Raw genomic sequence first — 16,937 nt, 5'->3', positions numbered from 1 at the left:
GTTGACGGGAACTGCTGGCAGTCGCGGCCCTGAGCCGAGGTTCGCTCGCCCACTTTCGTCTGCGCATTGGGCTGATCTCCACCGGGAATCGCGGGTTTTACGAGGGCTTCGTCTGAGAACCCACCAAGGGGATGCTCACCTCTCAGGGCGCGCCAGTCATCCGGCGACACTGCCCGCCTGACCGGTGAAGGTCCACGGCAGGCTCTTGAAGACCCGCGATGATGACGGTTCGCGCGAGCAAGATGTTGCGGAAGATTCGGCACACCCCGTCTGACGACACGCTGCGATGAAGTGCTGGCAACTGGGGCTTCGTGCATGCCGGGCTACGTCGGCACAATCCCGCCACACTGCCGCGATAGTCGTTTTGAATCAGTCGGACTGGAGACTTGTGTGTATCTTCGACGGACGTCAGGCAGAAAGAAGAGATCCTCGTGAAGACCGTTTTTGCCAAAGCCAAATGGTCGCCCGACCTTCAAAGGGCCGCGTTCGAGATCCTGACGGACATCCTGACCGCTGCGCCTGAGGACTTTGACCGCGTATTCGATGAATCGCTCGGCAGGCTGGGGGTTGGTCTCGGGATTAGCCGTGCCTTCGTTCGGCTCTCAGGCGACATGATGCTGAAGGACATCGGGCGAGAATGGATCGACCCGGGCGTCAAGGCAGCCTTCGGGGCGCGTGGCGGCTTTGGTCTCGACGCTATGCCCTCGTGGCGCGGACGCTTTGCAGCCGGTGAGTTCCTGCATGTTCCCGATATGGCCAGTCTGGCCGATGACCTCCCTGAGAAACATCTGTTCCGGGCTCAGTGCGTTAACGCGCTACTGGTCGTTCCTGTCCGCCACGACGCCGAGCTGATCGGGGTTCTCGGCTTTGCGGCGATGGGCTCGCCGCGTGACTTTTCGCCCGAAGAGATCCAGTTTGCAGAAACGGTCGCCGCCGCACTGGCTTCCGCCACAAGACGGGCCGTTCTGCCTGAGAGCGTGGAGCGGGCAAACGCCTGTTTGAAAGCGACGCTCAATGCCATTCCTGACATGGTGCTTGAACTCGATTCCGACGGGCGGTTCGTCAAGTATCACGTCGGCCGCTCGACGGACTATCTTCCCATCGCCGAAGGCCTGAAAGGGCGTCTGCCAGAGGACGTCTTTCCACCCGCGGGCGCTGCCATCGCCCGGGAGGTCATCGCCGAAGTCGATGCGACCGGGAGTTCGCAAGGCCGCAGTTTCTATTACGACATGCCCGGCGGCCGACACTGGTATCAGATCTCGGCAGCCGCGCATGATTTCGGTGGCTATGTGATGGCGATTCAGGACATCACCGATCATCGCACCCGTCTGCACGAGCTGGAATGGCTGGGAGAGGTGGCGCGCCGGACCAGCAATCTGGTCGTGGTTTCCGACGCCGAGAGCCGCATCGAATGGGTCAATCCTGCCTTTGAATCCAGCACCGGCTGGACGCTGGCCGAGGTGCGCGGCCGCACGCCCGGCAGCTTTCTGAACAGTAACCAGACGGACGCGGCCACCATTGCTCAGATCGACAGGGCGAATGAGGCGCAGACCGCGATCGACACAGAAATCCTGAACCGAAGCCGCTCGGGCAAAGACATGTGGCTCAAGGTCCAGAAACTGCCCCGGTTTGACCGGAAGGGACGTCATCTGGGCTTCATCTCGGTCGAGACGGATGTCACCGAGCTTGTGGAGGCGCGCTCTGCCGCCAGCGCGGCCGAGCAGCGGGCCAAGGCATTGCTGGAGCAACTGGCGTCTGCGGTCGAGGCGCTGAAGGACGGGTTCGTTCTCTTTGATGCCGAGGATCGGCTGGTTCTCGCGAACACCCGTCAACGCGCCTTATACCCCGCGACGGCCCATCTGATGGTCGAAGGGGCCCGGTTCTCGGACATTTTCCGCTGGGGATCGGACGTTGGGGAAATGTCACTGAACGAGGCTCAGAAGGGGGAGTTTCTGGCAACGCGCAGCGCGGGTCGTGTCTTTGACCACGTGGTCCAGCGGCTTGAGGACGGGCGCGTGCTGCGGGTTCGCGACAATCCTACTGCCGATGGCGGACGCGTGGGGCTGTGCAGCGACATCACCGAGCTGACGCTGTCTCAGCTGAAGCTGCGCGCAATCATTGAAGGCGCCTCTGTGGGCACCTGGGAATGGACCGTTCCGACAGGCCAGAACGAGGTCAACGCCCGCTGGGCCGAGATGATCGGGTATCGGCTGGACGAGATCTCGACGGAGATCGAAGCGTTCGAAGCGATGTGCCACCCCGAGGACCTCCAAAAGATGAAATCCGACCGCGAGGCCATCTTGTCGGGCAGCCGGGCTCAGTTGGACTATCGGTTCCGCTTGCGCCACAAGGACGGTCACTGGATCTGGGTTCTTTCGCGCGGAAGGGTGCTGCAGCGTGATGCCGCCGGAAGGCCCTTGCTGATGTCCGGGATCCACATGGATATCACCGAACTTGTCGAATCCACCCAGCGCGCCCAAGCGGCCAATGCTGCGAAATCGGCGTTTCTGGCGACGATGAGCCACGAGATCCGCACGCCGCTCAACGGCGTTCTGGGGATGGCCGACCTGCTGACCGGGACGCCGCTACGCGCCGACCAGCGCAACATGCTCGACACCATCCGCGAATCCGGGTGGAGCCTGCTGGCCGTGCTGGACGACATCCTTGATCTGTCCCGGCTTGAAGCCGGCAAGGTCGAGCTGGAAAGCAAGCCGTTCGACCTGTCGCTGCTTCTGGATCGTCTCGATGCGCTGCACGGCGCGGTGGCGCATACCAAGGGGCTCGTTTTCGATGTCGTGCTGGAAGGCGAGGCGCTGACGCGTGTCGGCGATCCTACGCGGGTCACGCAGATCCTGCAGAATCTTGTCGGCAACGCCATCAAATTCACCGAAACGGGGCGCGTGCGGATCGAGGTGCAGACAAGCCATCCTGATCATGTTGACTTCGTGATCACGGATACCGGGATCGGCATGAGCGACGAGCAGCTGTCCCGCATCTTCGAAGAATTCCAGCAGGCCGATTCAGGCATCGCGCGGCGATTTGGGGGGTCGGGACTGGGCCTGTCCATCGTCCATCGTCTGGTTGCGCAGATGGGAGGCACTGTTGCGGTCACCAGCGTGCCCGGTGAGGGCACCGCTGTGTCGCTTCACCTGCCTTTGGGCGCTGCGGTCAGGCAATGGGGTGCCGCTGGTACGGCCACGGATGGCCAGCAAGCCAAGGAGGGCGCGGCAACGAAGGAACTGGTCGGGCTGAAGGTTCTGGTGGCCGAGGACAACGCGACCAACCAGAAGATCCTGCAAATCATGCTGGGAAAGCTGGGGGTCAACGCGCGCTTTGCCGAGGACGGTGCGCAGGCCCTGACGCTATGGCGCGAGCAGCCCTTCGATCTGTTCATCCTCGATATCTCGATGCCGGTCGTTGATGGAATAGAGACGCTTCAGACGATGCAGCGCGAGGCCAGAAAATCCGGTACGCCGCTGCCCCCAGCCATCGCCGCGACGGCCAATGTCATGAAGGAACAGGTCGAGGAATACCGAAAGGTCGGCTTTATCGACACGCTGCCGAAACCGATCAGCTTGGCGAAGCTGGTCGACGTTCTCTCGCGCGCGCACAGCGCTGCCGGGGTGTGACAAACCGGTCAGCGTGTCGCCACGTTCTTGATGTCCAAACCAAACTGACCGGGGGGCTGTCGACACCCGGCCCGGCTTGAGAGTGTGTTTCGGGGGGCGGACGTGGGGGAAGACATCCTTGCCCTTCCGTTTTTTCTCCGTACCGCTGGCGCTGGCCTTCAAGCGGAACCTGTCGTTTCTCGCCTGGGTGAGGGTGCAGCGGCACCGCCAGGATTGGAACGCAGGTTCCGGGCACAGCGGTCGGCGGCAACCCGCGCCGCGTGGTGAAAGAACGCGCCGTGCCGCCAGAGCGTCAGTGTTTACCACACGATGACCGTCCGTATGTGCACGGACAGCAGAGCCAGACGCGCCATGACCGGCCCGCCCCGGTTGATGAGGTCCTGAAGGGGTTCAAGCCGTGTCATGTCGCACGATCCGAGAGCGCGAGGGGCACCAGAAACGGGCCTTCCGGCGTGTCGACGTAAGTAGCCGCCAGCCCGAAGACCGAGGCCATGCGCTCAGGCGTCAGCACGCGGTGGGGGATGTCGTCGGCGACGATCTGGCCCTGCTGCATCAAGACAAGCCGGGTGCAAAAGCGCGCGGCCAGTCCAAGATCGTGCAGCGAGACGAGAATACCGCGACCGGCGCTGGCCAGCTGTCGCAGCCGCCCCATCAGCGCGATCTGCTGGGCAAGGTCCAGTCCGGCGGTCGATTCATCGGCCAGAATCAACGGCGTGCGCTGCACCAGAACCCGGGCCAGCAGGACGCGGGCGAGTTCGCCGCCCGAAAGCTCCGTAGCGGTTCGATCCGCGAAATCGCCCAGATCCAGCGCGGCCAGCACATCGTCGACCAGGTGGGCTGTGTCGCGGGGCAGGGTAGCCTTGCGCGACCGGTGGGGCAGCAGACCCAGCGCCACGAGATCGCGCACCGGCATCGGCCAGGCCACGGTGCGCGTTTGCGGCAGGAACGCCGCGTGCAGCGCGCGTTGCGACGGGGGCATGGCGGTCAGCGACGAGTGGCCTTGATGACGGATCAACCCCAGCGCTGCCTGCAGAAGCGTGGTCTTTCCCGCGCCATTCGGCCCGATCAGTCCGACGCATTCGCCGGGCCCGACGGACAGGTTGACACCCGACAGCGTTGTGCGCCCGCGCCGGGCGACGCCGAGACCCGCGATGTCGAGAAGCGGCGGCGTCAATGGCCCAGCCTTTCGGGGGTGTCCTCGATCGCTTCGACGCCGCCGTCATGGGCCAGCGCCCAGGCGCGCACCAGCGCCTCGTCCAGCTCCGCGTCCCGCGCGGCCTGACGCAGACCCACCCGCAACGCGCGGCGCTGTTCGCGCCCATCGGGAAGGATCAGCACATCCGGGCTGACCCCGGCGCGCAGATGCTGCGTCAGTTCCGCCTTGAGCAGAACCAGATCGGCGGGGCCGAACCGCTCATAGAGCCACGCCCAGGCGCGGGCCGCCTCGGGATCATAGGGCTTTTCGCGCCCTTCGCCGGTGGTGAAGGGGCTGGCAGGATACAGCCCGGCGCAGGGCACCAGCCCTGCCGGGATCGCCTGATTGGCCGAATGCGTGCGCCCGGCGCGCAGCAGTTGCGGCAGCACATGGGTGTGCGGCCCGGCGGGCGAGACGCCGCCGGTATCGGGGCCGCCGATCTTCTGGAAGACCTCGACCCGGCCCAGCCGCGTCAGGGCAATGCGGTGCGGATGCGCGGCAAGGATCGCGGCCATCGCCGGATTTCCCGGCGTCATCAGCGATTGCCCGACCGCGGCCCGCAGCGTCTTGAGCAGGGCAGGATCAGCGGTGCGGATACAAAAATCCACCTGCGGCTGTGCCAGACCCATGTCAAAGAGCACGGCGTCACGGTCCTGCGGGCGCAGGGCGGCGCGGTCGGGGCCAAGTTCGGTCAGACCCGCGCGGCGGCTCATCGCCGAAAGTTCGGTCGGCAGGCACAGCATCAGCGCCTGCCCCCAAAGACCGGCGCGCGGCGAGAGCGTCTCGCAGGCGACCGGGTGCAGCTCGGGCGGCAGAGACAACTGGACGCCGCCGCGTGCCGTTACCCGCATCAGCGGGCCGGTCTGCGCAGGTTCGCCCGGATCGTGACGGAACTCGGCGATGGCACCAAAAGAGCCCATCGACCAGCCGGTGGCAGGATCGGCGAGCTGGCGGTCGAGCAGGGAAAGGGTTGCAGTCAGGTTCATGACGGACCTCAGGCGTTTTGCGCAAAACGGGTGCGCAGGATGAGCATCAGGAAAAACGGCGCGCCGAGGATGGCCAGCAGCACGCCCAGTTTCAGGTCGCGACCGGGAAGGATCAGGCGCACGGCGATGTCGGCGGCCAGCAGCAGTGCCGCCCCGCCAAGGGCTGATACGGGCAGCAGACGCGCGGGATTGCCCCGTGTGACGCGGCGCAGGATATGCGGCACCATCAGGCCGATGAAGCCGATGGACCCGGCGACCGCCGTGGATGCGCCGACCACGGCGGCGGTGCCCAGCAGCACCACCACCCGCAGGCGGCCAAGGTTCACGCCCATGGAAGCCGCCGCCTCCTCGCCCAGCGTCAGGGCTGACAGGGCTTGAGCTTGTGTCAGCAGCACCGCACAGCCCACGACGATAAAGGGCAGGGCAAGGGCGACATGGCTCCAGGATCGGTCGGCCAGTGAGCCCATCAACCAGAACACGATCTCCTGCGCGGCGAAGGGATCGGGCGACAGGTTCAGCACCAGCGCCAGCCCGGCCCCGGACAGGGCCGAGACCCCGATCCCTGCAAGGATCAACGTCAGCGCGCCGCCAGACGGCCCGGCCAACAGTGCCAGCACCAGAACGGCGGTGAACGCCCCGGCAAGGCCCGAGAGCGGCAGGGCCAGCGCCATTGCCGCCGCCAGCCCGGTTTGCAGCGCCAGAACCGCACCAAGCGCCGCCGCGCCCGAGACGCCCAGCAGGCCCGGCTCGGCAAGCGGGTTGCGCAGATAGCCCTGCATCACCGCGCCCGACAGGCCAAGCCCGGCACCGATGGTCGCGGCCAGCACCGCGCGCGGCAATCGCAGCTCGCGCATCACCAGTGTCAGCGGCCCGCCGTCGCCCCGGATCAGCGCCGCAAGGCTGTCACCGACCGGCACCGCAGCGGGACCGATCAGAATCGAGGCAAGCATCAGCAGGATGACGAGGATCACAAGGGCAGGGGTCAGCAGTCTGTTCATGGTGCCGTCCCGTCGATCAGCCGGGCAATCGCGCCCAGAACATACGGCGTACCGCAGACCCAGTCCCGGTCATTCGCGGTGACGCCCGTAGCGTAGGCGCGGCTGTGGCGCAGGGCCGGATGGTGAAGCAGCGCGCGCGCCTCGGACCAGCCTTCGGGGCTGTGGCCCGGCTGGCCAAGGATCAGCCGGTCCGGATCGGCGATCAGCAGGGATTCGAGGGCAACCATGCCCCCCCACGCGAGGCCCAGCTCGTCAGCGAGATTGCGCAGCCCGGCGGCGCGCAGGATGTCACCGGACAGGGTTTCTGACCCGCCGGTCCAGCCCCGCGCGGAATAGAGCACCGCGCGCGGTCCCTCGGCCCCGGCGCGGACCTGCGCGGCATGGGTGGCGAGCAGCGCACGGTCCTGGCGGAAACGGGCGATGACCGCTTGGGCTTCGGCGTCGCGCCCCAGCGCGGCCCCCATCTGTGCCAGCGAGGCTTCGACGTCATCAAGGCTGTTCTCAGGCTCGAACCGGATCACAGGCACGCCGAGGCGCTGCAGCATCGCGACGGTTGCGACCGTCGAATACCGCCCGGCCAGCACGAGGTCCGGCTGCAGCAGGTAGACCTCTTCGGCCAGCCCATGATTGGCGGGCAGGGCGCGCGCGGCCTCTTGCAGCGGGGCAACGACACCGTCCTGCGCCAGATAGCTGACCGAAACCAGCTGCCCCGGCGCCGCCAGCATCAGGGCCAGCTGGTCGGTGCACAGGTTCATCGACACCACCCGGCGCGGCGCCTCCGGGGGCTGCGCCCCTGCCGGAACGGCAAGGGCCAACACCAGAGCCAACGCCTCAGAAACGCGCCTGAAGACCGACATAAGCGGCGCGCCCCCGTCCTGCGTAACCCCAGACATCCATCACCTCGGCGTCGAACAGGTTCGACACCCGTCCGACCAGCGTCATGCGCGTGCTCAGATCATACTGCGCGGCGACATCGACGGTGGTGTAGGCGGGCAGCTCGACCGTGGCATTTGCGCCCCAGAACTGCGTGTCCCAATTGCCGCGCACATGGCGCAGGTCGGCGCTCAGCCTGCCGCGCCCCTGCGCAAAGCCCCAGCTCGCCCCGAGGGCCAGCTCGTGCTGCGGGCGGCGGATCTCGACGCTGCCATCGGGGTTTTCGGCCTGAAGATAGGTGTAGGCCGCGCGCAGCGACAGCGTGTCCGACACCTGCGTGCGCGCGCTGATCTCGGCCCCGTGACGCAGGCTGTCGCCGGTCTGGTTGATGTAGCTGAAGCTGCCCGGTCCCGTCGAGACGGCGGTGATCTCATCGGTCAGAGCCTCGCGGAACACCGTCACATCCAGTGTGCCGGTGTCGCCCAAGGGCATCTCCAGCCCCAGATCGATCGAGCGGTTGCGTTCGGGCGCAAGGTTGGGGTTGCCGACATAGCCAAAGGCATTGGCGTAAAGCTCGAAATAGCTGGGGTTCACCACCCCGGTGCCCGCCGAGCCATGCAACCGCCAGCCGCCGCCGAAATCATAGGCCGCCGCAAGCGTCCAGGTTCTGGCATCCGCGAACACGCTGTTGTCGTCATGGCGTGCCCCGGCCTGCACCGACCAGCCGCCGATCTCGCCGCGATATTCCAGCGCGTAAGAGGTGCTGGTCCGGTCATAGAGCGGGTTCGAGCTGCTCGAATCGCGCTCCCATTCGACCATCGCGTTGAGCAGATGCGCCGAGGTCTCGACCGGCGCGCCATCCAGCCCGAAGCTCAGCCGGTAATGCGCGGCATCGCTGCGCGTATCCGTGGGGGCCGCGCCATTGTTGGCCTGACTGTTCTGCGTCGTGGCCAGCGACACCCGGTGCGTCAGCCGACCGCCGAGCGTGGTATAGGTCAATCCCAGACCCGCCGTCATCTCGTCGCGGTCGCTGTACTGGGTGGGATCATCGACGACATAGCCGTCGGCATCGGTCGCCGCCCAGTTGGTCGAGTCAAAGTCATAATGCTCGCGCGAGCGGCGCAAGGTGACATCCAGCACCAGCGTGTCGCTCAGCGTGTAATCGGCTGACAGGATCGCCGTCGAGCGGCGGATGCCGTCCCGTTCGCCGCCATCGCCGGAATTGTCGTAGCCCTGATCGTCGAGATGCGACAACGCCAGCGACACGCCGCCCCGCGTACCGCGCCAGCCAAAGAACCCGCTTGCCCGATGCGCCGCGCCGGTCTCGATCTGGATGTCACGGGTCAGGCCGGGTGTGGCGCGGCGGGTGACGATGTTGATCACCCCCGCCGAGGCATTCGAGCCATAGACCACCGATTGCGGGCCGCGCAGCACCTCGATGCGCTCGATCATCGCGGTTTCCAGACCGCTGAGGATGTATTCCCCGTCACCGCCCGCCGCCTCGATCCCGTCGATCAGGATCAGCGTGTGATTGGCCTCGCCGCCGCGGATACGCACTTGCGTGAAGCTGTCGCCCGAGCCGTTGACCGCCACCCCGGGCAGAGCGCGCAGGGCTTCTTGCACGGTGGTCAGGCCGCGCTCTTCGATCTCGTCGCCGGTGACGACGGTGACGGCGCGGCCAAGATTGGCCTGCTCGATGGGGGTCAGCCCGCCGCTGAGGATCAGCGTGCCAAGATCGTAATACTCTTGCGCCATGGCAGGCTGGGTGGACAGGCCAAGGGCCAACAGGGAAACGGAAGACAGAATTCGGCGCATGATACCCCCGAACGGATGCGCAGGCGCCAGCGAAGGGCGCCGTCAGGTCAACAATGTGCGGGGTTTACAAGACCGCCGCGGGTGAATGTCACCGCGACGGCATAGCCGTTGCCCTGGCGCCCTCCGCGCCCGGAACAGGGTGTGTACCGGCAGGTCTCCTGACTCACGGGTCAACGCTTGGTCGGGCCTTCCCGGAGCGACGCGCTCCAGTGGCATATCCGACCGCACTCACCGCTCACAGTTGCGGGGGCAGCCCCGGAATCGCCCCCTTGTCGGCGGCTTACCGGGTTCCCTTCTTGCGTCCCGCACACAGCTGCACGGGAACCGGAACACCTTTTGGGTAGCACCCGTCATGGCTGAGGGTCAAGGGCAGTTCGGGCCCTGCGACACTCTCGCTCGGGCCACCGGGCAGAGGCTTTTCTGTCTTCCCGAAAAAAGTTTACGCGCGCTGCATCCAAACAGGCCCCGGCGCGAGTCTTGGAAGTACAGCACCGTGGATCGTCCATGGTGCAGGCAACCCAAGGAGCCACCCGATGACCAAGCTGACCACTGCGCTGGCCGCAACCGCCCTCGCCACGACTGCCTCGATTGCCTCGGCCCAATCGGGCATGACCGCCGTTGCGCTGTCGGGCGACAACATGCTGCACATGATTGATGTCAGCACCGCCACCGTGACCGCCTCGATGCCGGTCGAGGGCGTCGACCGCCTGCTGGGCATCGACCTGCGCCCGGCCACCGGCCAGCTGATCGGCGTGACCGCTGATTTCGAGGTCGTCGAGATCGACCCGGCCACCGGCGCGGCCACGGTGATTTCCACCATGAACACCCCGCTGCCGATCGAAGACGGTGCCGCTGTCATCGTCGACTTCAACCCGATGGCCGACAAGCTGCGCTTCATGTCGGGCGTCACCAACCACCGCGTCGACGTCGATACCGGTGCTGTGACGGTTGACGGCAGCCTCGCCTATGTCGAGGCCGACATGCATGCCGGCGAAGCCCCGGCGATTGTGGCGGCTGCCTATATCAACTCGTATGGCCGCCCGGAATCGACGGCAATGTATGACATCGACGCCACCATCGTCGCGCTGATCCGTCAGGTTTCGCCCAACGACGGCACGCTGGCGGCGGTTGGTCTTCTGGGCATCGACGCGACCGACGCCTACGCGTTTGACATCGCCACCGACGCCGAAGGCACCAACACCGGCTGGCTGGTCGCGGGTTCGACGCTGTATACCGTGTCGCTGGAAACCGGCGCTGTGGGGGACAACTGGGCGCTGACCGGCGCTGACGGCGTGACCGTGCGCGACATCACCTTCATGACCGCGATGTAAGCGGTTCCCGGCCCGGAGGCGTGAGGATGACGGTGGCCCGCACCTGCGAGACCAGCCAGCATTTGACAGCCTCCGGGCCAATCACTTACCTTGCCCCTGCAGACGCCGATGTGCCCTGCCGCAAGGGGACGTTCGACACTGTGACAGACCATGCCAGCTTGCTTCAGGCCTGTGCCTCGGGCGACCGATCCGCGCTGAAAACCCTGCTCGATGCCGAAGGGGGGCGGATGCTGGGCGTTGCCCGCCGTATGCTGCGCAGACAGGATCTGGCCGAGGATGCGACGCAGGAAAGCTTTGTGCTGATCTGGCGGCGCGCGGGCCAGTACGATCCCGAGCGCGGTTCGGCAAAGGCCTGGATTTACACGATTTTGCGCAACCGCTGCCTGACCTTGCTGCGCAATGCGGGCCGCGAAGAGCTGCTGGACCCGGCCGCGCTTGAGACCGCCTCGGACAGCGCGACGCTGGAAACCGCCTATCACCGGCTGGATCTGACCAACGATCTGCGCCAATGCCTTGAAACACTTGAGCCCGATAAAAGAATGGCCATCCTGTCCTCGTATGTGCTGGGCTACAGCCACGGCGAAATCGCCGGACGGATGGGGGCACCGCTGGGCTCGGTCAAGGCCTGGGTCCGGCGCGGGTTGCTGAAACTGCGGGAGTGCCTGTCATGAGCGAGCGCCCTCTCGACGAACGCATCGACGAACTGGTTGTGGGACTGGCCGATGAGGCCGAGACGGCGGCACTTGAGGCGCTGTGCGCGCGCGATCCCGCCGTGGCGGCGCAGGTCGAGCGCGCCCGGCTGCGCTATGGTGCGCTCGATGACACCGCCGACACGCTGGAGATCCCGGCAACGCTGTGGACCCGTATCGACACGGCGCTGGATGCACCGGTCGAGGCTGCTGTTCGCGTGCGCGACAATGTGGTCGATCTGTCCGCCGTCCGCCTTCAGGCCACGCGCTGGCGGGCGACAGCCCTGAGCGGCGTGGCCGCCGCGCTGCTGCTGGCCGTGATGCTGGGCTGGGTGCTGATGGCCACGCCTCAGCCCTCGGTCATCGCCGTGCTGCTCGACGCGGCTGGCGCACCCGTGGCGCTGGTTGAGGGCAGTGTCGACAACACCACGCGGGTTACATTGCTGGAACGCGCGCAGGTGCCCGACGACCGGGTGATGCAGGTCTGGACCAAGCCTGACGATGACGGCCCGCCGGTCTCGCTGGGTCTTCTTGCCGAAGGCAACTCGCGCACGCTGTCGCTGCCCGGCTTCCCGCCGCCGCATGCCAACCAGCTTTACGAGATCACCTACGAGCCGCTGGGCGGCTCCCCGACCAACCTGCCGACGGGGCCGATCCACGGCGTCGGACAGGCGCAGGCGCCGGTGTACTGACAGCAGGGTTATGTGCTGCTGTCGGGGGGCAGGCTGAGTTCGATGTGAGGCCCAAGGAGCGCGGCGCGCGCTCTGATCCGGTTCGCGGTTGTGGCGTGTCTTGCGTTGCGGCGCAGCCTTGTGGCATGTGCACGGCGCACGGGAGAAGCCGATGAACCCTCACACACAGGCGGACCTGCCACGCTTCGACGCCGGGCTGCGCTTTGTCGCGCTGGATGTCGAGACGGCGTGCAGCGACCCGGCCAGCATTTGTCAGATCGGTATTGCCTGCGTCGGGTTGGATAACTCCATTCGCACCTGGACGACCTATGTGAACCCTCAGGTCGCCTTTTCGCCGTTCAATACTCAGCTGCACGGTATCGGGCCTGCGCATGTGCGGCATGCGCCGGGATTTGCCGAGACGGTGGCACTGCTTGAGCCCTTGCTAGCGGGCCAGCCGGTCATCCAGCACAGCAGTTTCGACCGCCGCGCGATCCATGGTGCCTGCGCCGCGATTGGTCGCGTGGTGCCGCCGTGGCAATGGGGCGACAGTGTGCGCATCGCGCGGATGGGCTGGCCCGAGTTCAAGGGGAATGGCGGGCACGGGCTGGCGCATCTCAAGCAGCGTCTGGGCCTCAGCTTTCGCCACCATGACGCGGGCGAGGATGCGCGGGCGGCGGCGGAAGTCGTGCTGCTGGCAGAAGAGCGCACAGGTCTGGGGTTCGACGCGCTGTTGGGCTGGGTGCGCACGGCGCGCTGAGCGCGGCTGTTCACCGCGCTGCGTGGTCCGCTTCGTCTCGGTGATCCGCCGCTCTGTCGGCACCCGTCTGCCGAGCGGCCCGCCAAAGCGCCGTACCGGGATTGCCCCCAGCGGTCAAATCCGCTTTCTTGCCGACACCAGACTGGCCCTTCGCCGGTCCGTCAGCAGGAGTTGTCATGCAGTATCGTCCTCTTGGGGCCTCGGGCCTATCCGTCGCGCCGGTGGTTCTGGGCGGCAACGTGTTCGGCTGGTCGGCGGATGAAAGCGCCAGTTTCGCCGTGCTCGACGCCGCGACCGACGCCGGGCTGAACGCCATCGACACGGCGGATGTCTATTCGCGCTGGGTGCCCGGCCATGCGGGCGGCGAGAGCGAGACGATGATCGGCCGCTGGCTCAAGGCGCGGCCCGGTGCGCGTGAAAAGATCGTGCTGATCACCAAGGTCGGCATGGATATGGGGACCGATCCGGCGGGCGAACCCGCCGTGGGTCTGTCAGCGCGCTGGATCGAACAGGCGGTCGAGGGCAGCCTGCGCCGTCTGGGCGTCGAGACCATCGACCACTATTTTTCGCACCGGCCCGATGACAGCACGCCCCATGAAGAGACGCTGGCGGCGTATGACCGGCTGATCAAGGCGGGCAAGATCCGCTCGATCGGGGCGTCGAATTTCTCGTCCGACCAGCTGGAGGCCGCGCTGAAGGTGGCCGACCGCGAAGGCCTGCCGCGCTACAGTTCGATCCAGCCCGAATACAACCTCTATGACCGCTCGAAACTGGAAGGGCGCTTGTTGACCCTGTGCCGGGCGCAGGGGCTGGGGGTGATCCCGTTCTATGGCTTGGCGTCGGGGTTCCTGTCGGGCCTCTATCGCACGCTGGCAGCGGCGGAAGGCAAGACGCGCAAAGGGCGGTTGGAAAGCTACATGACCCCGCGCGGCTTCCGCATTCTGGATGCGCTGGACGCGGTCGCCGCGCAACAGGGTGCGAACCCGGCGCAGGTGGCGCTGGCCTGGGTTGCGGCGCAGCCCGGGCTGACCGGCCCCATCGCCTCGGCCACGTCGGTCGCGCAGGTCGAGGATCTGGTGGCGGCTGCAACCCTGGCGCTGACGCCTGAGGAACTTAAGACGCTCAACGCAGCCTCGTCATAAGGGTTTCACAACCCGCCCTGTCGCCCCTTCGCCTTCACGGGTGAAAGCGCGCGTCGGCGTCAGGCACGGCTTTGGACAGATTGGCCGCATGAAGGTGGACTTGGTGCCGTTCAGGCGGCACCGTTACGCGCGGCGCGGTCGCGTGAAGGCGAGGGCAGATGCTGGAACTTCTTACAAAAGGGGCGCTGATCGGCATAGGCGCGACCGTTGCCATGGATCTCTGGGCGATCCTGCAAAACCGGCTGCTGGGGCGCGGGATGATGACCTGGGGCGTTGTGGGCCGCTGGTTCTGGCATCTGCGCGACGGGACGGTGTTTCATGACGACATCGCCACCGCCGCGCCCGCGCCACAGGAAGTGGCGCTGGGCTGGTTGTCGCATTACGCGACGGGGCTGGTCTATGGCGTTGTTTTCGTGCTGATCGTCGGGCAGGGCTGGTTGGCGCAACCCCGCTTTGTCCCGGCGTGGATCATGGGTTTGTTGACCGTCTCGGCCGCGTGGTTCCTGTTGCAGCCCGGCATGGGCTTGGGCTGGGGGGCGGCGAAGACGCCGAACCCGTGGACCGTGCGCGCGCTCAATCTGGTGGATCACACAGTCTTTGCACTGGGCCTGTGGGTCACGGCGCTGCTGCTGGCCTGAGCGGGGTCAGCGCTTGGCGGCGGCGGCGAAATCCGCCAGCCAATCCGCCCATCGGTCCATGCCGACCATCACCGAGGCCATGATTTCGGCCCCGTCACCGTGGCGGTCAAAGCTGTGATGGGTCAGGGACAGGGTCGAGCCGTCGCCTTCCGGTACGATGCGCAGGTCGATCAGGCTGGCGCGGGCTGGGTCCGGTTCGGGCACCCAAGGGCTGATGCGGGCGTCCATCTGCCAGCTGAGGGACAGGTGTGAGGGACGCTCTGCGTGCAAGATTTCGCCCCACAACAGGGTCTCGCCAGCCTGTGTGACCTCGCCCCAAGTCCCGGCATTCAGGTCAACGAACACCCGGTCCAGCGCCGCCTCGCCGCAAAAGCAATGCTCGCGCGGCCACCAGTGGGCGAAGCCGGTGGTGAACAGGTCAAACGCCGCCTCGGGTGAGAGCGGAACATGGACCGAACGGGTGATGCTGTTTGTCGTCATAGCGCGTGTCTTTCCGTCTGGGGCCACCAATGGCGCAAGGTGTCTTCAAGTCTGTGCCGCGCCGTGAAGCCAAGCTCGCGTCGTGCGGCGCTCTGGTCGCTGCGGGCCGGGCGCGGATGCGGGAAACCGGCGAAGCCGACCGGGGCGTGTGGCGGCACGTCCAGCGTGAACGCCCCGCACTGCGCGGCGACACAGGCAGCCACATCGGCAAGCGTGTGGCCTGACGGCCCGGCAATGGCGTAGACGCCCTGCGCGAGGGCGGGCGCGTCCAGCGCGCTGACCATCGCCCGCGCGCAATCGCGCAGGTCAACGAATTCCTCTTCGCCGTCCCAGAGGAAAAGCGGATCGTCAAGCGCATGCGTGCCGCCTTGCCGCGCTGCCGCAATCAGCCGGTTCATCAACTGGCCGGGAACGCTGCTGGGCACCGCCGCCTCACCGCCCAGCACCGCCGCGAACCGCAAGGAGACGGTGGAAAGACCGAACGCCTCGCGCCAGTGCAGCGCCAGATGCTCGCAGGTCAGTTTGCTGAGCGCATAGAGGCTGCGCGGGCGCTGCGAGATCAGCGACAGCGCGCAGTCCTCGGTCATCGGCCCGGCTGGGGCGCGGTCGAACCCGGCATAAACCACGGTCGCGGAACTGGCCTGCACAAAGCGCCGGACGCCTTGCGCTGCGGCCAGTTGCAGCAGGTGCGTGGTGCCCAGAATGTTGACCTCAAGCCCGCGGACCGGATCGGCGCGCAACCCGTTCGACAGCATGGCCGCGGTGTGCACGACACCGGTGAAGCGGGTCGCGGCAAACAGGGCCTCCAGCGCCGCCCTGTCCGTCAGGTCGCCGGTGACGAACCGCACGCCGGGCAGGGCGCCGATCTCCGCGGCCGGGGGGCGGGTGTCGAACAGGGTGCAGGGCTGCCCGCGCGCCGATAACAGCCGCGCCGTCTGGCTGCCGATCAACCCGGCGCCGGTGATCAGGACAGGGCCGGTCGCCGCGCTCAAATGCCCAGCCCGCCCAATGACTTGCCGCCATCGACGAACAGCGTCTGGCCAGTGACGAACCGGGCGGCATCGCTGGCCAGCCAGACGATGGAATCGGCGATCTCGGACGGATCGGCAGCACGGCCGGCGGGTTCCAGTTTGCTCCAGGCGGTGAACATCTCGTCGGGGGCAGAGCGGGTCATCGGCGTGTCGGTGAAGCCGGGCGCGACCGAGTTCACGGTGATCCCGGTGCCGCGTGTTTCCATCGCCAGGGCGCGGGTCAGCCCGACCACGGCGGCTTTCGAGGCGACGTAATGCGCAAAACGCGTGCCCCCCAGCGCGCCGCGAGAGGACACCGTCACCACCCGTCCCGACCCGGACATTCGGGCGATGCCCTCTTGCGCGATGATGAAAGTGCCGATCAGGTTGACCTCCATCATGGTGCGGAAATCATCTTCGGTCAGATCTGCCAGCGCGCGATCCCAGTACACGCCCGCCGCCGTCACCACGACATCCACACGCCCCTCGGCCTCCATCGCCGCGCGGACGCTGGCACGGTCGCAGACGTCGCCAGCATGGCCGGTGACATCCAGTCCCTGCGCGCGCAACTGCGCGACCGCGGCCTCAAGTTGCGCCGCATTGCGGTCCATCAGGACGACGCGGCAGCCGTCAACGGCCAGAGCGCGCGCGCTGGCAAGGCCGATGCCCTGGCCCGCGCCCGTCACGAAAGCGGTGCGTTTTGTCATGGGGATTGCTCCG

The 16,937-nt window shown here is 66.8% G+C and carries 15 protein-coding genes and 1 riboswitch; of the genes, 7 read left to right on the top strand and 8 right to left on the bottom strand.

The window, feature by feature from the left end; genetic code table 11:
- The first annotated feature begins 431 nt into the window (after positions 1-431).
- On the top strand, positions 432-3,629 hold the full coding sequence (locus tag OKW52_RS16935; RefSeq protein ID WP_264506765.1) for an ATP-binding protein: 3,198 nt from the start codon (positions 432-434) through the stop codon (positions 3,627-3,629).
- A 400-nt stretch (positions 3,630-4,029) separates the two neighbouring features.
- Here OKW52_RS16935 and OKW52_RS16930 read toward each other — a convergent pair whose 3' ends face one another.
- From OKW52_RS16930 to OKW52_RS16910, 5 genes are all read right to left on the bottom strand, one after another.
- Positions 4,030-4,803 (bottom strand): ABC transporter ATP-binding protein, encoded by a 774-nt coding sequence (locus tag OKW52_RS16930; RefSeq protein WP_264506764.1) that lies wholly within the window; start codon positions 4,801-4,803, stop codon positions 4,030-4,032.
- Positions 4,800-5,810 (bottom strand): DUF6925 family protein, encoded by a 1,011-nt coding sequence (locus tag OKW52_RS16925; RefSeq protein WP_264506763.1) that lies wholly within the window; start codon positions 5,808-5,810, stop codon positions 4,800-4,802. The genes OKW52_RS16930 and OKW52_RS16925 overlap by 4 nt, the downstream gene beginning before the upstream one ends.
- Positions 5,811-5,818: 8 nt before the next feature.
- Positions 5,819-6,808 carry a FecCD family ABC transporter permease gene (locus OKW52_RS16920; protein WP_264506762.1) on the bottom strand — a complete coding sequence of 330 codons (990 nt, stop codon included), beginning with the start codon at positions 6,806-6,808 and terminating at the stop codon, positions 5,819-5,821.
- Positions 6,805-7,563, bottom strand: a complete 759-nt coding sequence (locus OKW52_RS16915; RefSeq protein WP_264506761.1) for an ABC transporter substrate-binding protein — start codon at positions 7,561-7,563, stop codon at positions 6,805-6,807. Before OKW52_RS16915 ends, OKW52_RS16920 begins: the two co-directional genes overlap by 4 nt.
- Positions 7,564-7,639: 76 nt before the next feature.
- Positions 7,640-9,496, bottom strand: coding sequence for a TonB-dependent receptor plug domain-containing protein (locus OKW52_RS16910; RefSeq protein ID WP_264506760.1), 1,857 nt, complete (start codon positions 9,494-9,496; stop codon positions 7,640-7,642).
- A gap of 131 nt (positions 9,497-9,627) precedes the next feature.
- Positions 9,628-9,840: riboswitch (cobalamin riboswitch) on the bottom strand.
- Between the two features lie 189 nt (positions 9,841-10,029).
- Between OKW52_RS16910 and OKW52_RS16905 the strand changes: the two genes are divergently transcribed.
- From OKW52_RS16905 to OKW52_RS16880, 6 genes are all read left to right on the top strand, one after another.
- Entirely contained in the window at positions 10,030-10,827 is a 798-nt protein-coding gene (locus tag OKW52_RS16905) for a DUF4394 domain-containing protein (protein WP_264506759.1), read from the top strand.
- A 227-nt stretch (positions 10,828-11,054) separates the two neighbouring features.
- The gene (locus OKW52_RS16900; RefSeq protein WP_406622307.1) at positions 11,055-11,498 is read left to right on the top strand and encodes a sigma-70 family RNA polymerase sigma factor; all 444 of its coding nucleotides are present in this window, start codon (positions 11,055-11,057) and stop codon (positions 11,496-11,498) included.
- Complete coding sequence (locus OKW52_RS16895) at positions 11,495-12,208, top strand: anti-sigma factor (RefSeq protein ID WP_264506757.1); 714 nt, start codon at positions 11,495-11,497, stop codon at positions 12,206-12,208. The genes OKW52_RS16900 and OKW52_RS16895 overlap by 4 nt, the downstream gene beginning before the upstream one ends.
- 151 nt (positions 12,209-12,359) lie before the next feature.
- Positions 12,360-12,947: a 3'-5' exonuclease gene (locus OKW52_RS16890; protein WP_264506756.1), complete on the top strand. Its 588-nt coding sequence runs from the start codon at positions 12,360-12,362 to the stop codon at positions 12,945-12,947.
- A gap of 176 nt (positions 12,948-13,123) precedes the next feature.
- The gene (locus OKW52_RS16885) at positions 13,124-14,089 is read left to right on the top strand and encodes an aldo/keto reductase (protein ID WP_264506755.1); all 966 of its coding nucleotides are present in this window, start codon (positions 13,124-13,126) and stop codon (positions 14,087-14,089) included.
- A gap of 158 nt (positions 14,090-14,247) precedes the next feature.
- Positions 14,248-14,727, top strand: a complete 480-nt coding sequence (locus tag OKW52_RS16880) for a DUF2938 domain-containing protein (protein ID WP_264506754.1) — start codon at positions 14,248-14,250, stop codon at positions 14,725-14,727.
- Positions 14,728-14,733: 6 nt separating this feature from the next.
- On the opposite strand, the gene OKW52_RS16875 is transcribed toward OKW52_RS16880, so the two are convergent.
- The 3 genes from OKW52_RS16875 to OKW52_RS16865 are packed head-to-tail and all read right to left on the bottom strand — an operon-like array spanning position 14,734 to position 16,924.
- Positions 14,734-15,207, bottom strand: a complete 474-nt coding sequence (locus OKW52_RS16875) for an SRPBCC domain-containing protein (RefSeq protein WP_264506753.1) — start codon at positions 15,205-15,207, stop codon at positions 14,734-14,736.
- Complete coding sequence (locus OKW52_RS16870) at positions 15,204-16,199, bottom strand: NAD-dependent epimerase/dehydratase family protein (RefSeq protein ID WP_264506752.1); 996 nt, start codon at positions 16,197-16,199, stop codon at positions 15,204-15,206. Before OKW52_RS16870 ends, OKW52_RS16875 begins: the two co-directional genes overlap by 4 nt.
- Positions 16,196-16,924 carry an SDR family NAD(P)-dependent oxidoreductase gene (locus OKW52_RS16865; RefSeq protein WP_264506751.1) on the bottom strand — a complete coding sequence of 243 codons (729 nt, stop codon included), beginning with the start codon at positions 16,922-16,924 and terminating at the stop codon, positions 16,196-16,198. The genes OKW52_RS16870 and OKW52_RS16865 overlap by 4 nt, the downstream gene beginning before the upstream one ends.
- Positions 16,925-16,937 lie beyond the last annotated feature (13 nt).

The sequence above is a fragment of the Pararhodobacter zhoushanensis genome (genome assembly GCF_025949695.1).
Lineage (GTDB): Bacteria > Pseudomonadota > Alphaproteobacteria > Rhodobacterales > Rhodobacteraceae > Pararhodobacter > Pararhodobacter zhoushanensis_A.
The sequence above is the reverse complement of the archived record's forward strand: the minus strand, read 5'-3'. Positions and strand labels throughout refer to the sequence as shown.

What these genes read in the sequence shown, in the direction of transcription:
- OKW52_RS16865 (WP_264506751.1), bottom strand. Translation starts at nt 16,924, where the DNA reads ATGACAAAACGCACCGCTTTCGTGACGGGCGCGGGCCAGGGCATCGGC.
- OKW52_RS16920 (WP_264506762.1), bottom strand. Translation starts at nt 6,808, where the DNA reads ATGAACAGACTGCTGACCCCTGCCCTTGTGATCCTCGTCATCCTGCTG.
- OKW52_RS16875 (WP_264506753.1), bottom strand. Translation starts at nt 15,207, where the DNA reads ATGACGACAAACAGCATCACCCGTTCGGTCCATGTTCCGCTCTCACCC.
- OKW52_RS16900 (WP_406622307.1), top strand. Translation starts at nt 11,055, where the DNA reads ATGCTGGGCGTTGCCCGCCGTATGCTGCGCAGACAGGATCTGGCCGAG.
- OKW52_RS16880 (WP_264506754.1), top strand. Translation starts at nt 14,248, where the DNA reads ATGCTGGAACTTCTTACAAAAGGGGCGCTGATCGGCATAGGCGCGACC.
- OKW52_RS16885 (WP_264506755.1), top strand. Translation starts at nt 13,124, where the DNA reads ATGCAGTATCGTCCTCTTGGGGCCTCGGGCCTATCCGTCGCGCCGGTG.
- OKW52_RS16905 (WP_264506759.1), top strand. Translation starts at nt 10,030, where the DNA reads ATGACCAAGCTGACCACTGCGCTGGCCGCAACCGCCCTCGCCACGACT.
- OKW52_RS16890 (WP_264506756.1), top strand. Translation starts at nt 12,360, where the DNA reads ATGAACCCTCACACACAGGCGGACCTGCCACGCTTCGACGCCGGGCTG.
- OKW52_RS16915 (WP_264506761.1), bottom strand. Translation starts at nt 7,563, where the DNA reads ATGAACCTGTGCACCGACCAGCTGGCCCTGATGCTGGCGGCGCCGGGG.
- OKW52_RS16925 (WP_264506763.1), bottom strand. Translation starts at nt 5,810, where the DNA reads ATGAACCTGACTGCAACCCTTTCCCTGCTCGACCGCCAGCTCGCCGAT.
- OKW52_RS16895 (WP_264506757.1), top strand. Translation starts at nt 11,495, where the DNA reads ATGAGCGAGCGCCCTCTCGACGAACGCATCGACGAACTGGTTGTGGGA.
- OKW52_RS16910 (WP_264506760.1), bottom strand. Translation starts at nt 9,496, where the DNA reads ATGCGCCGAATTCTGTCTTCCGTTTCCCTGTTGGCCCTTGGCCTGTCC.